Source organism: Micromonospora sp. NPDC048063, from assembly GCF_043202855.1.
GTDB lineage: Bacteria > Actinomycetota > Actinomycetes > Mycobacteriales > Micromonosporaceae > Micromonospora.
This window is the reverse complement of the sequence record NZ_JBIDBG010000002.1, coordinates 136690-150739: the sequence shown is the minus strand read 5'-3', so window position 1 is coordinate 150739 and position 14050 is coordinate 136690. Positions and strand designations below refer to the sequence as shown.

At 75.5% G+C, this 14050-nt stretch carries 13 protein-coding genes, 1 pseudogene and 1 riboswitch; of the genes and pseudogenes, 2 read left to right on the top strand and 12 right to left on the bottom strand.

The annotated features are described in order from the left end of the window. Positions 1-107: 107 nt before the first annotated feature. The 7 genes and pseudogenes from thiC to thiE all read right to left on the bottom strand — a co-directional run bounded on the left by thiC (position 108) and on the right by thiE (position 6244). On the bottom strand, positions 108-1700 hold the full coding sequence (gene thiC, locus ACGFZ2_RS05495) for a phosphomethylpyrimidine synthase ThiC (protein ID WP_393265060.1): 1593 nt from the start codon (positions 1698-1700) through the stop codon (positions 108-110). Positions 1701-1717: 17 nt separating this feature from the next. Beyond that, positions 1718-2506, bottom strand: coding sequence for a bifunctional hydroxymethylpyrimidine kinase/phosphomethylpyrimidine kinase (gene thiD, locus ACGFZ2_RS05490; RefSeq protein WP_393450507.1), 789 nt, complete (start codon positions 2504-2506; stop codon positions 1718-1720). Further along, entirely contained in the window at positions 2503-3270 is a 768-nt protein-coding gene (locus tag ACGFZ2_RS05485; RefSeq protein WP_393451432.1) for a thiamine phosphate synthase, read from the bottom strand. The genes thiD and ACGFZ2_RS05485 overlap by 4 nt, the downstream gene beginning before the upstream one ends. A gap of 68 nt (positions 3271-3338) precedes the next feature. Further along, complete coding sequence (locus ACGFZ2_RS05480; protein WP_357692509.1) at positions 3339-4109, bottom strand: thiazole synthase; 771 nt, start codon at positions 4107-4109, stop codon at positions 3339-3341. Positions 4110-4113: 4 nt separating this feature from the next. Then, complete coding sequence (gene thiS, locus ACGFZ2_RS05475; protein WP_393265015.1) at positions 4114-4314, bottom strand: sulfur carrier protein ThiS; 201 nt, start codon at positions 4312-4314, stop codon at positions 4114-4116. 188 nt (positions 4315-4502) lie between these two features. Beyond that, a pseudogene (gene thiO / locus ACGFZ2_RS05470) lies at positions 4503-5624 on the bottom strand (glycine oxidase ThiO); the annotation flags it as partial. Then, positions 5618-6244 carry a thiamine phosphate synthase gene (gene thiE / locus ACGFZ2_RS05465; RefSeq protein ID WP_393450504.1) on the bottom strand — a complete coding sequence of 209 codons (627 nt, stop codon included), beginning with the start codon at positions 6242-6244 and terminating at the stop codon, positions 5618-5620. The gene thiE and the pseudogene thiO, both read right to left, overlap by 7 nt. After that, a riboswitch (TPP riboswitch) is annotated at positions 6239-6347 on the bottom strand. It overlaps the preceding gene by 6 nt. A 122-nt stretch (positions 6348-6469) precedes the next feature. Between thiE and ACGFZ2_RS05460 the strand changes: the two genes are divergently transcribed. Continuing rightward, positions 6470-7402 (top strand): DUF559 domain-containing protein, encoded by a 933-nt coding sequence (locus ACGFZ2_RS05460; protein ID WP_393450501.1) that lies wholly within the window; start codon positions 6470-6472, stop codon positions 7400-7402. Between the two features lie 223 nt (positions 7403-7625). Here the strand turns inward: ACGFZ2_RS05460 and ACGFZ2_RS05455 are convergent, their stop codons facing one another. Genes ACGFZ2_RS05455 through ACGFZ2_RS05445 form a run of 3 tightly spaced genes read right to left on the bottom strand, consistent with a single transcriptional unit; the run spans position 7626 to position 10944 of the window. Next, positions 7626-8588 (bottom strand): aldo/keto reductase, encoded by a 963-nt coding sequence (locus tag ACGFZ2_RS05455; protein WP_393450498.1) that lies wholly within the window; start codon positions 8586-8588, stop codon positions 7626-7628. Positions 8589-8617: 29 nt separating this feature from the next. Further along, positions 8618-10297, bottom strand: coding sequence for an ATP-binding cassette domain-containing protein (locus ACGFZ2_RS05450; RefSeq protein WP_357460265.1), 1680 nt, complete (start codon positions 10295-10297; stop codon positions 8618-8620). Between the two features lie 41 nt (positions 10298-10338). Continuing rightward, positions 10339-10944 carry a class I SAM-dependent methyltransferase gene (locus ACGFZ2_RS05445; protein ID WP_393450495.1) on the bottom strand — a complete coding sequence of 202 codons (606 nt, stop codon included), beginning with the start codon at positions 10942-10944 and terminating at the stop codon, positions 10339-10341. Between the two features lie 532 nt (positions 10945-11476). Here ACGFZ2_RS05445 and ACGFZ2_RS05440 point away from each other — a divergent pair. Continuing rightward, positions 11477-12397: a hypothetical protein gene (locus ACGFZ2_RS05440; RefSeq protein ID WP_393450492.1), complete on the top strand. Its 921-nt coding sequence runs from the start codon at positions 11477-11479 to the stop codon at positions 12395-12397. Positions 12398-12579: 182 nt separating this feature from the next. Here the strand turns inward: ACGFZ2_RS05440 and truA are convergent, their stop codons facing one another. Together truA and rplQ are read right to left on the bottom strand one after the other, a co-directional pair. Further along, positions 12580-13410 (bottom strand): tRNA pseudouridine(38-40) synthase TruA, encoded by an 831-nt coding sequence (gene truA, locus ACGFZ2_RS05435; protein ID WP_393450489.1) that lies wholly within the window; start codon positions 13408-13410, stop codon positions 12580-12582. Between the two features lie 69 nt (positions 13411-13479). After that, complete coding sequence (gene rplQ / locus ACGFZ2_RS05430) at positions 13480-14040, bottom strand: 50S ribosomal protein L17 (protein ID WP_350711523.1); 561 nt, start codon at positions 14038-14040, stop codon at positions 13480-13482. Positions 14041-14050: the final 10 nt, after the last annotated feature.

Sequence of the window (14050 nt, the reverse complement as noted above, 5' to 3'; positions counted from 1 at the left end):
CGGGGGGGGGGGGGGGGGGGCCCCCCGCCCCCCCCCGGCGCGCCCCCCCCCCCCCCCCCGCGGGGGGCCCCCCCCCCCCCCCCGGGGGGGGGCCCCCCCGCTTCGGGTCAGGCCAGCGGCAGGTAGACCCGGCCGCCCGAGGAGACGAACTCTTCCGACTTGTCCTTCATGCCGCGCGCCGCGTACTCCTTGAGCTCCTGGGTGATCTTCATGGAGCAGAACTTCGGCCCGCACATCGAGCAGAAGTGGGCCGTCTTCGCCGGCTCGGCGGGCAGGGTCGCGTCGTGGTACGACCGCGCGGTCTCCGGGTCCAGCGAAAGGTTGAACTGGTCCTCCCACCGGAACTCGAACCGCGCCTTGGAGAGCGCGTCGTCCCACGCCTGCGCGCCGGGGTGCCCCTTGGCCAGGTCGGCCGCGTGCGCCGCGATCTTGTACGCGATCACGCCGGCCTTCACGTCGTCCCGGTCCGGCAGCCCGAGGTGCTCCTTCGGGGTCACGTAGCAGAGCATCGCGGTTCCGAACATGCCGATCATGGCGGCGCCGATCGCCGAGGTGATGTGGTCGTACGCCGGGGCGATGTCCGTGGTCAGCGGGCCGAGCGTGTAGAACGGCGCCTCGTGGCACCACTCCTGCTGGAGGTCCACGTTCTCCTTGATCTTGTGCATGGGCACGTGTCCCGGGCCCTCGATCATCACCTGGACGTCGTGCTCCCAGGCGACCTTCGTCAACTCGCCCAGGGTGCGCAGCTCGGCGAACTGCGCCTCGTCGTTGGCGTCCGCGATCGAGCCGGGGCGCAGCCCGTCGCCGAGCGAGAACGTCACGTCGTAGCGGGCCAGGATCTCGCACAGCTCGGCGAAGTTCGTGTAGAGGAAGTTCTCCTCGTGGTGGGCCAGGCACCAGGCGGCCATGATCGAACCGCCCCGCGACACGATCCCGGTGACCCGGTCCACCGCCAGCGGCACGTACGGCAGCAGCACCCCCGCGTGCACCGTCATGTAGTCGACGCCCTGCTCGGCCTGCTCGACGACGGTCTCCCGGAACACCTCCCAGCTCAGCTTCACCGGGTCGCCACCGACCTTCTCCAGCGCCTGGTAGATCGGCACGGTGCCGATCGGCACCGGCGAGTTCCGCACGATCGCCTCACGGGTCTCGTGGATCCGCCTGCCCGTCGACAGGTCCATCACCGTGTCCGCGCCCCACCGGGTCGCCCAGGTCAGCTTCTCCACCTCCTCAGCGACCGAGGAGGTGACCGCCGACGTGCCGATGTTGGCGTTCACCTTGACCAGGAACGCCTTGCCGATGATCGCCGGCTCGCACTCGGGGTGGTTGACGTTGAGCGGCAGCACCGCCCGCCCGGCGGCGATCTCGTCCCGGACGAACTCCGGCGCCATGCCTTCCCGGATCGCCACGAACTCCATCTCCGGCGTGACGACTCCCGCCCGGGCGTACGCGAGCTGCGTCGGGCGCTTCCCGTACGCCCCGGCCAGCGGCGTGCCCGCGCCGCGCACCGGGGCCACGTCCCCGCGCTCGGCGATCCACGGCCCGCGCAACGGCGGCAGCCCGACCTCCGGGTCGGACCCGGGCCCGGAGGTGTCGTAGAGCCGGACCGGCGCGTTGTCGCCGGTCAACTCCACCTCGGCGAAGGGCACCCGGACATCCGGCCGGGACCCCTCCACATGGACCTTGCGACGTGCCTGCACGACAGCCTCCCCTGTGCTCATGCGGACCACCCGAAGTGGTCCAGCGGGCCGCGTCCCGCGCCCAACTCCCAGTCCCGCCCGCCGGTCAGCGCGCGGAAGACGTACTCCTTGGCGGCGGCGACCGCCGTCGGCACCGGGTCGCCCAGCGCCAGCCGGACGGCGACGGCCGCCGAGAACGAGCACCCCGTGCCGTGGTTGTGCCGGGTGGCGACCCGGGGCGCGCGGAGCAGCGTGGTGACCCCGTCGCCGTGCAGCACGTCGACCGCCTCGCCGTCGGAGTCCACGTCGCCGCCGGTCACCACCACGTGCTCCGGCCCGCCGGGGGCCAGCGCCTCGGCGGCGGCCACCATCTCCTCGACCGTGGTCACCGGGCGTCCGAGGAGGACCGCCGCCTCCGCGCAGTTCGGCGTCGCCACCCGGGCGTACGGCAGCAACCGCTCGGCTGCGGCGACCGTGCCCAGTCGGTGTCCGCTGGTGGCGACGAGCACCGGGTCGACGACGAGGTGCGGCAGCCGACCGTCCCGGGCGGCGTCGGCGACCGCGTCGGCGATGGCCGGGGTGCCCAGCATGCCCGTCTTGACGGCCCGCACGGCGAAGTCGGCGAGCACGCTGTCGAGCTGCTCGGTGACCGTGCGCGGCGGCAGCGGCAGGACGGCGTCGACGCCCCTCGTGTTCTGCGCGGTGACCGCGGTGATCACGCTGGTGCCGTACGCGCCGAGGGCGGCGAAGACCTTGAGGTCGGCCTGGATGCCCGCTCCGCCGCCGGAGTCCGAGCCGGCGATGGTGAGCACGGTGGTGGGTGTCATCGGCCCCCCAGGATGGTTGGGGTCGGGGACCGCGGCATGGTGGCGCTGGGGGGCTGCGGCCGACCGTGCCCACTCCGGGCGGTCAAGCTTGATCCCTCCGTGGGCACGGTCGGCCGCAGCCCCGTACCGGAGACCTCCGCGCGGTCCTCCGCGGTACGCGGCGGCGAGGAGACCGTCGACCGGAAGGCGGCGGTGAGCGTAGCGGCGACCTCTGTCGGGTCGTCGGCGCGCATGATCGCGCCGAGCACCGCCACTCCCGCCGCTCCGGCCGCGGCGCAGGCGTGCAGGTGCTCCGGGGTCTCCACCCCGCCCAGCGCGAGGACCGGCACGGGGCTGGCCTCGATCAGTTCCCGCAGCCCGTCCGGACGTAGCGGTGGACCGTAGCCGGGTTTGGTGCGGCTGGAGAAGACCGGCGACAGGGTCGCGTAGTCCTCGGTGGTCAATCGGGCCAGCTCGGGGCGGCTGTGGCAGGAGCGGCCGACCAGGCCGAGACGCGGCGGCGGGTACGGGCCGGCCGACGGCAGGTGCACCGCGTCCCCGTCGAGCGGGTCGAGCCCGGCGACGACCAGGGTGCCGCCCGCCTCGGCGAGGATCGAACGCAGGCCGGCGGCGATGGCGACGCGGTCGGCGCGGGGCAGGTCCTTCTCCCGCAGCACCACCCACCGCACTCCCCCGGCCACCGCCCCGGCGACCACCTCGGTCAACGGCCGCCCCGCCTGCCACCGGTCGGTCAGCAGAACGACGCCGGACGGCCCACGCGGAATCCTGGTAGGAAACGGCCCCGCCAGGGGCGCTTCCGCACCAGGATCCGCCGGAACGGGACCGGGGCGGGTCACAGGTCCGGCCGTCCGTCGTCGGGGGTGGATGCCAGGGCGTGGAAGCGACGGGCGATCCGGCCCGCCCCGTACGCGAGCCGCCCCGCCTCGACCGCGTACCGCATCGCGGTGGCCATCGCCACCGGGTCGGCGGCCCGGGTGACCGCGCTGGCCAGCAGCACCGCGTCGCAGCCCAGCTCCATCGCCAGCGCCGCGTCGGAGGCGGTGCCGATGCCGGCGTCCAGGATCACCGGCACGTCGACGCTCTGCCGGATCAGCCGGATGTGGTGCGGGTTCGACACGCCCAGCCCGGAGCCGATCGGCGCGCCCGCCGGCATCACCGCGGCGCAGCCGACGTCGGCCAGCCGCCGCGCCAGAATCGGGTCGTCCGACGTGTACGGCAGCACCACGAACCCGTCCGCGACGAGTTCCTCGGCGGCGCGCAGCAGCTCCACCCCGTCGGGCAGCAGCGTGCGCTCGTCGCCGATCACCTCCAGCTTCACCCAGTCGGTGCCGAACGCCTCCCGCGCCAGGTGGGCCACCTTGACCGCCTCGCCCGCCGTGTAGCAGCCGGCGGTGTTCGGCAGCAGCCGCACCCCGCACCGGTCGAGCAGGTCCAGCAGCCCGCCGGCGGTGCCGGGGGCGGTGTCGACGCGGCGCAGGGCCAGGGTGACCAGTTCGGTGCCGGAGGCGCGGATCGCGTCCTCCAGCACGCGCAGGTTGGCCGCGCCACCGGTGCCGAGGATCAGCCGGGACGTGAGGCGCACGCCGCCCAGGTCGAGGCTCACCGCGTCACCCGCCCTGGGCGGCGCTGAGCACCTCGACCCGGTCGCCGTCGCGCAGCACGGTCGCCGGCCAGCCGGTACGCGGCACGACCTCCCCGTTGACCGCGACGGCGAGGCCGCGCCGTTGGTCGGTGACCGCGCGGACCAGGTCCGCCACGGTCGAGCCGCCGGGCAGGCTGCGCCCGGCGCCGTTCACCGTCAGTTCCACGTGTGCTCCTCCTCGGGTGCGTAGGCGCCGGACCGGTCGTCGGCGGCGGCCCGGACCACCGGCCCGACGCTGCCGGCCTGCCCAGCGCCGCCGGCCTGCCCAGCGCTGCCGGCCTGCCCGACGCTGCCGGCCTGCCCGACGCTGCCGGCCCGCCCGACGCTGCCGGCCCGCCCGACGCTGCCGGCCTGCCCAGCGGTGCCGGCCTGCCCAGCGGTGACAGCCGGATCGGCGGTGGCGGCCGGCGCGAACCGGTCCGGGGTGAAGGGGGCGAGCAGCGGGTCCGCCGTACCGGTGACCACCAGGTCGGCAACCAGGTCGGCGGTGACGGGGGTGAGCACGATGCCGTGCCGGTGGTGCCCGGTCGCGGCGAGCACGCCCGGCCGGCCGGGCAGCGGGCCGAGGATCGGGGCGTTGTCCGGGGTGCCGGGGCGCAGGCCGGCGAGGGTCTCGACGAGGTCGTACTCGGCCAGCTCCGGCAGCAGGTCGACGGCGGCGCGGAGCAGGCGCAGCACCGCCCCGGCGGAGACGTCGGTGTCGGCGCGCTCCTCGACGGTCGCGCCCACCACCACCTCCCCGCTGTCGCGGGGCACGAGATAGACGTGCTCGCCGTCGGCGTACCCCCGGATGACGTGCCGGAAGCCCGGCGCGCCGCCGCCGGACGCGCGGAGCCGCAGCACCTGGCCCTTCACCGGCCGCACCGGCAGCCCGGTCAGGGCCGCCGCCCCGCAGCCGGCCGCCACCACCGTGACGCGCGCGTCCACGTCGGACAGCCGGCGCACGGCGGCGGGCACCAGCGTGGCGCCGGCCCGTTCGGCGGCCGTGCGCAGCGCCGGCACCAGCCGGCGCGGGTCGACCTGGTGGTCGGTGGCGGCGAGCGCGCCGCCGCGCACCCGGGGCGCCAACGCCGGCTCGCGGTCCCGCAGCGCCGAGGGGCGCAGCGGCGTCACCGGCAGCCCGAGACCCTGCTGGTACGCCCACAGCCGGCGCGCCTCGGCCAGGTCGTCGGCGGTGAGCCCGACCATCAGCGTGCCCTCGGTGCGGTAGCCGACGTCCGCGCCGGTGGCGGCGGTCAGCTCGGCGGCGAAGGCCGGCCAGCGGGCGGCGGAGGCGGTCAGCAGCCCGGTCAGCTCGTGCTCGCCGAAGTACGCCTCGGCGACCGGGGCGAGCATCCCGGCGGCGACGTGCGACGCGCCGGAGCCCGGGGTGGGGTCGTGCACGGCGACCCGGAGGCCGCGCGCCGCGCAGCGCCAGGCGATCGCCAGCCCGACCGGTCCCGCCCCCACCACGGCGACGTCCGGCCGGCTCAGCACCCCAGCGCTCCCAGCAGCTCCGCCGTCGCCCGGGCCGGCTCGGCCGCCCCGGACAGCGCCCCCACCACCGCCACCCCGTACGCCCCGGCGGCCAGCAGCGCGGGCGTGTTCGCGGCGGTCACCCCGCCGATCGCGACCACCGGTACGTCCACGGCGGCGGTGACGGCGCGCACCCCGGCCGGCCCGATCGGCGCCGGCAGGCCGCTCTTGGTGCTCGTGGCGTGGCAGGGGCCCACGCCCAGGTAGCTGGCCCCGGCGGCGACCGCCTCGGCGGCCGTCCCCGGCTCGCGGGCGGTGGCCCCGAGCACGGCGGTCGCGCCGAGCACCCGGCGGGCCGCCCCGACCGGCAGGTCGTCCGCGCCGACGTGCCCGCCGGCGGCGCCCACCGCCAGCGCCACGTGCAGCCGGTCGTTGACGAGGCAGGGGACGTCGTACGGCGCGCAGAGCGCGACCACCCGGCGGGCCAGGTCGTACGCCTCCCGGTCGGTGGCGTCGTCGGTGACGCGGACCTGCACGACCAGCTCGGCGCGGGCCACGGGGAGGGCGGCCCGCAGCACGGCCAGCGGATCCCGCCCGGGTCGGGTGTCGGTGATCAGATGCAGTCGCCCAAGGGACGGCACGGCAACACTCCTCCCTGCGCCGGCATTACCCGGATCAGGTTCGACGGTCGGGGGCTCTCAGCCCCCCTCTCAGCCCGGTGCACCGGGCTCCCGTGGGTCACTTGCGCGTGTCACCGTACGACGGATCACCGGATCCGCCAAGGGCGGGACGCGGATTTCACACCGACCGTCCGAAGCCGACGATCGGGGCGGCGCGTGACCGGCCCGTCACGCGATGCTGTCCGGATGCCCTCCCCCGCCCGGGTCCCGCCCCGGCTCGCCTTCCTGCCGTTCCGCGGCAGCACCGCGATCACGCAGGGGCTGCTGACCCGCGCCATGCTGCGCGGTCCGACCTGGCAACGCCTGCTCCCCGACGTGTACGTGCACCGGGACGCCCTGCGCGCAGCCGACCATCGGCTCTGGTGCGACGCGGTCGCCCTGCTCCTGCCCGCCGGTGCCGCGATCGCCGGGCCGAGCGCCGCGTACCTGTGGGGCGTCGACCTGCTGCCCCGAGGCGCGGCGGTCAGCGTGCTTCTTTCTCGGCCGGCACGGCTGCGCCCGCACCCACAACTGGCCGTCACCCGCTCGGCGCTACCGGCCAGCGACCTGACCCGCTTCGGTGGCCTACCGGTCACCACACCGCTGCGTACGGCGTTCGACCTCGCGCGACGAGGGCCGCGCGACGAGGCCCTCGTCGCCCTCGACGCCCTGCTGCACCGCCGGGTGGTCGGGCTGCCGGCCCTGCGGGCGTACGCCGAGACGCGTCCCCGCTGGCCCGGGCTGCCGCTGCTGCGCGAGGTGCTGGCGCTGGCCGAGCCGCTGAGCGAGTCCCCGATGGAGACCCGGTTGCGGCTCCTCCTGCTCGACGCCGGGCTGCCCCCACCCACGGCGCAGCACGACGTGCGCGACGCCCGGGGGCGGTTCGTCGGTCGGGTCGACCTGGCCTGGCCCGCCCTGCGCGTCGCGGTCGAGTACGACGGCGACCACCACCGCGAGCGCGCCCACTTCCGCCAGGATGTCGCCCGGCTGAACGCGCTGCGCGCGGCCGGCTGGATCGTCCTCCGCTTCACCGCCGACGATGTGCTCCGGCACCGGACCCGGACGGTACGCCTCGTCACCGCCGCCCTGCGCGAACGCGCCGACGAGCGGAACAGCACGGCTGTCACCCGCCCACGGTGACAGCCGTCCCGTTCCACCCGCGCCGGCGCACGTTCCCCCCGGCCAGGTAACCAGCGCCCGCCCGGCAGGCCCACGGGACAACCGCCCCGCAGCCGGCCGAGACGGGCCGCGCGGGGAAGGGTGACGGGGACGGGTGGAACACCAGGGCTGCCTCCCAGTGTCGGAGACGTGCGTGGTGTTCCACCCCTGGCAGCCCGGGCCTGGGCGGGCGCGACGACGTGGGTCAGAGGATGGCGCGGAGGGCGTCGACGTCCTCGTCGGTGGGCTGCCACGCGCCCGCCTCCGCGTTGGAGCGCACCTGCTCGGGCGTGGTGGCGCCGGCAATCACCGAGGTCACCGCCGGCAGGGCGGCCAGCCCGCCGATGGCCACCTGGAGCATCGACAGCCCCCGCTCGTTCGCGTACGCCTCGATCGCCTCGATGGTGTCCCAGTCGGCGGCGGCAAAGCGCTGGGCGTACCGGCCGCCTCCGGCGAGGCGGCTGCCGGCGGGCGGGGCCTGGTCGCGCTTGTACTTGCCGGTCAGCAGGCCGTTGGCCAGCGGGAAGAACGGCAGCAGCCCGAGGCCGAACCGCTCGCAGGCCGGCACCACCTCGGCCTCGGCGGAGCGTTCCAGCAGGCTGTAGTGGTTCTGCGCGCTGATGAACCGGGACCGGCCGGTGGACGACGCCACCCAGTCCGCGTCGGCGATCTGCCACCCGGCGAAGTTGGAGTTGCCCAGGTAGCGCACCTTGCCGGCGCGGACCAGGTCGTCCAGCGCGGCGAGGGTCTCGTCGATCGGGGTGCCCGGGTCGGGCTCGTGCATCTGGTACAGGTCGATGTGGTCGGTGCCGAGCCGGCGCAGCGACGCCTCCACGGCGCGGGCGATGTAGCGCCGCGCGCCCCGGGCGCCGAAGTCGGGGCCGTTGAGGCCGTGCATGTCCATGCCGAACTTGGTGGCCACCACCACGTCGTCGCGGCGGCCCTTGAGCGCCTGGCCCAGCAGTTCCTCGGAGCCGCCCTGCGGCTCGCCGTAGATGTCGGCGGTGTCGAAGAAGTTGATCCCGGCGTCCAGCGCGGCGTCGACCACCGCCCGGGTCCCGTCGAGGTCGAGCTTGCGGCCGAAGTTGTTGCAGCCGATGCCGACGACGGACACCACGAGCCCGGAGTCGCCCAACCGGCGGTAGGTCATCTCAGTCACGAGATCCACCCTATGCCGGCCGGCCGCCCGGGGACGCCTCAGCCAACGTCCCAGACCGGCTCGGGGGTCTCCACCACCTCGTTGTCGCCGCGGAAGAGGACGAACCGGTCGAACGATCGGGTGAACCAGCGGTCGTGGGTCACCGCGACCACGGTTCCCTCGAACGCCGTCAGCCCGGCCTCCAGCGCCTCCGCCGACGCCAGGTCGAGGTTGTCGGTGGGCTCGTCGAGCAGCAGCAGCGTCGCGCCGGACAACTCCAGCAGCAGCACCAGGAACCGCGCCTGCTGCCCGCCGGAGAGGGTGCCGAAGCGCTGGTCGCCCTGCCCCGCCAACTCGTACCGGGACAACGCCGCCATCGCCGCGTGCCGGTCCATGCCGGCCCGGTGGTCGTCCCCCCGCCAGAGGATCTCCACGAGGGTCTTCGCCATCAGCTCCGGCCGGTCGTGGGTCTGCGAGAAGTGCCCGGGGCGCACCCGCGCGCCGAGCCGGGCCACCCCGTCGTGCGCGACCGGCGCGAGCGCCGCCGCGCCGTCGACCGGGCCGTTGGCCGGGTCGGGGTCACTGCCGCCGCGGGCGAGCAGCCGGAGGAAGTGCGACTTCCCCGTGCCGTTGGCGCCGAGCACCGCCACCCGGTCGCCGTACCAGATCTCCAGGTCGAACGGGTAGGTCAGGCCGTCGAGCTCCAGCTGCTCGCAGACCACCGCGCGCTTGCCGGTCCGCCCGCCGGTCAGGCGCATCCGGATGTCCTGGTCCTTCGGCGGTACGGGCGGCGGCCCGGCCTCCTCGAACTTGCGCAACCGGGTCTGTGCGGCCTGGTAGCGCGAGGCCATCCCGTCGTTGTACGCGGCCTTCTGCTTGTACATCAGCATCAGCTCGCGCAGCTTCTGGTGTTCCTCGTCCCAGCGTTTGCGCAGCTCGTCGAGGCGGGCGTGCCGGGCCACGCGCGCGGAGTGCCAGCTCGCGAAGCCGCCGGGGTGCACCCAGGCGCTGCCGCCCTCCACGGCGACGACCCGGTCGGCGGTGTGTGCCAGCAGCTCCCGGTCGTGCGAGACGTAGAGCACCGACTTGGCCGACTCGCGCAGCCGCCCCTCCAGCCAGCGCTTGCCCGGCACGTCGAGGAAGTTGTCCGGCTCGTCGAGGAGCAGCACCTCGTCGGGGCCGCGCAGCAGCAGTTCGAGGGCGAAGCGCTTCTGCTGGCCGCCGGAGAGGGTCCGGACGGGCCGCTCCCGGGCACCGTCCCACGGCAGGCCGAGCACGATGGTGGCGACGGTGTCGAAGAGCACCTCGGCGTCGTACCCGCCGGCCTCGCCCCAGGCCGCGAGCGCGTCCGCGTACGCCAGCTGGGCCTTGCCGGCGGCGGTGCTGTACTTGCCGCGGACCTCGGCCGCCCGCATGGCCGCCTCGGTCTCGGCGAGCCGGCGGCCGGCGTCGCGCAGCGCCGGCGGGGCGAGCGACAGCGCCAGGTCGGCCAGTGTGGACTCGTCGCCGATCATGCCGATGAACTGGCGCATCACGCCCAGCCCGCCGGCCCGCGCGATCGCGCCGGTCTTCACCGGCAGGTCGCCGGCGACCATCCGCAGCAGCGTCGTCTTGCCGGCGCCGTTCGGCCCGACCAGGGCCACCTTGGCGCCCTCCCCGACCCGGAACGAGACGTCGGTGAAGAGTTCCCGCCCGTCGGGGAGGAGGTGCCCGACGGCTGCCACGTCCACGTATCCCACGTCGGCATCCTGCCCGAGCACCCGCCGGGCGGCCCAACCAATTACCGGGTGACGCGCAGCACCCGGTAGCCCTTCTGGCTGGCGTGCCGCTCGACCTGCCAGCCCTGCTCGGCCAGCCAGCGGTGCAGCGAGTCGCCGCCGAGGTGGCGGGCGACCACCAGCCAGGCGACGCCGTCCGGGGCGAGCCGGGGCAGCCAGCGCAGCAGCATCCGGTGCAGGTCGTCCTTGCCGACCCGGATCGGCGGGTTGGACCAGAGCTGGGCGAACGTCACGTCGGCGGGCACGTCGTCCGGCTCGGCGACGCGTACCCGGTCGGCCGCGCCGACCCGCGCCGCGTTGGCCGCGGTCAGCTCCCGGGCCCGCTCGTTGACGTCGACGGCCCAGACGGTCGCCGACGGCGCCGAGGTGGCCAGCACGCAGGTGATCGGCCCGAAGCCACAGCCGAGGTCGAGCAGGGCGCCGGCCGTGTCGGCGGGCGGCAGCTCGGCCTTGCGCAGCAGCACCGCCGTGCCGGGGTCGAGGCGGGTGGCGGAGAAGACCCCGCCGGAGGAGGTCAGGGTGTAGTCGCGGCCGGCGACGGCGAACTCGACCTCACGCGGGTGGGCGGCAGTCGCGGGTTCAGCGGTGAAGTAGTGGTCGCCGGTCACGCGGGCAATTCTCGCACCGCCCTCGCCACCGGCTGGTCCGGGGCCGAGGAGCGGACACAGCACGACACGAAACAGTCAGGCACCCAATTTCCCGTTATTACCCCCTAAAGGGACAGTGCCTCCTACCCTGGGCGACATGGTGTATCGGTACGAGTCCGATGAGGAAGCATTCATGGAGTACCCGGAGCCCCGGTCCGGCCGCTCGGTGCTCGGTGCCGGTCCGCCGGCCGGTCCCTCCCCGTCCCGCTTCCCGACGCCGTCGCTGCCCCGGCCCAACCGGGTCGCGCCGCCCCCCGCCGAGCCGGAGCCGGTCCGCGCCTCGGCCCCGGTGTCCCCCGCGCGGCACACGCCAGCACCACAGGCGCCGCAGACGCCGCCACCAGCGCCACAGGCGCCGTCAGCGCCACAGGCAGAGGTACCGCCCGACCCGCAGGCTCCGCCAGCCCCACCGGCCCCGCAGGCTCCGCCGGCCCCGCAAGCCCCGCCGGACGCGCAAGCCCCGCCGGACGCGCAGGCCCCGCCGGACGTGCAGGTGTCGCCGGCGCGGCCGGACGTGCAGGTGTCGCCGGCACCGGCCGAGCCGGCCGTAGCGGCCGAGGCGCCCGTGGCCACCGAGGCACCCGTAGCGGTCGAGGCACCCGTGGCGGTCGAGCGCCCCGTGCCGCAGCGAAGCGGCGGCCGGCTGTGGCAGGTGCTCGTCGGCGGCGCGGCCGTCCTCGTGCTGCTCGCGCTCTGCGGCCTCGGCGCCGCCGCCCTGCTGGTCGAGCGCGACCGGACGCCGCAGGCCACGCCCACCGGCCAGCCCCAGGTGGCCGAGTCGGCCGAGGCCGGGGCGCACGACCTCGACTCCCGGGACACCGACCAGGGGCCGCTGACGGCCAAGGAGCTGTTCCCCGGCACGCAGCTCGTCGTCGCCGACGGGCAGCCCGCGTACCGGGTGCTGAAGACCCACTCCAGCGCCAGCTGCGCGGTCGCGGCCACCGGGGAGGTCGCCGACCTGCTGGTCCGGCTCGGCTGCAACCAGGTGGTCCGGGCCACCCTGCGCACGCCCGACGGCGACCACCTGGTGACCGCCGGCCTGTTCAACCTGACCGACCGCGCCAGCGCCGAACGCGCCCGCGACCGGATCCGGCAGATGCTCGACGAGCGGCAGGGCCGATTCCGGGGCATGCCGGCCGGCAACGGCACCGAGGCGATCGCCACCGCGCCGGCGCGGGTCGGCTGGCAGGTGCGCGGCCACTACCTCGCGTACGCGGTGGTCGCCCGCGCCGACGGCGAGACGATCAGGTCGGGCGACACGAAGGCCAGAGAGATCCTCTTCGACATGATCGAGCTGCACCTCAACCAGGGTGTGCTGGAGCGCCGGGCGAACGGTGGGACGGCCGGCCAGCCGACCGACGAGGGCGCGGACCGCACCGGCACACAGGACGGGAGCGAACTGCCGGGCGCGTGACGAGCTTCCGGGTCTGGACGGGTGCGCGGGCCACCGGGCCGCGCACCCGTACCCTTCGGCACCCCGACGGAGTCACCCGCCCAGCTCGACCCGGTACGTCCGCAGCAGCGCCAACGGCCGGCACCCCTGGCCGGTTCGGCGCCGACCCGCCGAGATGGCGTACGCCGGACGCGTCCCTGCGGTCAACCCTCCACGGGGACGCGCAGCCGGCGGGTCGCCTCGGCGCGGCGGGCGTACTCGGCCGGGTCGTCGGGGTAGCCCACGGCGACCAGGGTCAGCCCGTGCGCCGGGGCCACGGTCACCTCGCTGGAGCGTTCCCGGCGGGTCAGCAGGCTGCCCGGCCACCCGACCGGACGGCGCCCGTCCCCCGCGACCAGCATCGCGCCGACCAGGCTGCGCACCATCGCCTGGCAGAACGCGTCGGCCTGCACGGTGGCCACGAGGAGCCCGTCGGGATCCCGCCGCCAGTCCAGCCTGGTCACCTCGCGCAGCGTGGTGGCGTTCTCCTTGCGCCGGCAGTACGCGGCGAAGTCGTGCTCCCCCACCAGCCCCGCCGCGGCGGCGTTCAACGCGTCCAGGTCGAGCGGCTTCGGCCAGGCCAGCACCTCGTGCCGGCGCAGCGGCTCGGCGCCCCACGACGCGTCGGTGACCCGGTACTCGTAGCGGCGGAAGGTGGCCGAGAACCGGGCGTCGAAGTCGGCGGGCACCTCGGTCATCGCCCGCACCCGCACGTCGGTGGGGAGCAGCCGGGCCAGCCGGCGCAGCAGCCGCCCCTCGTGCTCCCGCCACACGGCGGTGGGCAGGTCCACGTGGCAGACCTGCCCGGTGGCGTGCACCCCGGCGTCGGTGCGGCCCGCCACGGTCAACCCCGTCGCCGTCCCCGCGCCGAGCACCAGGTCGAGGGTCTCCACGAGCACCCCGGCGACCGTACGCCGCGTCGGCTGGGCGGCCCAGCCGGAAAAGCCGGTGCCGTCGTACGCGACGTCCAGCCGCAGTCGGGTGCGCTCGTCCACTCGTACCTCCGCCTCACGGGGTCGGGCCCGGCACCCCACAAGGGGTGCCGGGCCCGACGGTGGCCTGGATCAGGCCTTGTCGTTCTCGCCGGCCTCGTCGCTGTCCTCGCGGGCGGCGGCGGTGTCGCCGGACGCCGACACGGGCGCCTCGGCGTCCTGGTCGCCCGAGTTCGACTTCGGGGCCTCCTCGGCCGGGGCGAGCGCCTCGACCTTGTCCTGCTGCGCGGCCTTGCGGGCGGCGGTCTTCTTGTTCGCCTTCGGCTCGGCGACCTGAAGCTCCTCGACCAGCTCGATGATCGCCATCGGCGCGGCGTCACCCTTGCGCGGACCGGTCTTCACGATCCGGGTGTAGCCACCGTTGCGGTTGGCGTACCGGGGCGCGATCTGGTCGAACAGGGCGTAGACCACGTCCTTGTCCTTGACGACGCCCAGCACCCGCCGGCGGGACGCCAGGTCGCCGCGCTTGGCCTTGGTGATGAGCTGCTCGGCCAGCGGACGCAGCCGCCGGGCCTTCGTCTCGGTGGTCTGGATCTTGCCGTGCTGGAACAGCGCGGTGGCCAGGTTGGCCAGCATCAGCCGCTCGTGCGCGGGGCTGCCGCCGAGGCGGGGGCCCTTGGTGGGCGTGGGCATGCTTGGTGCT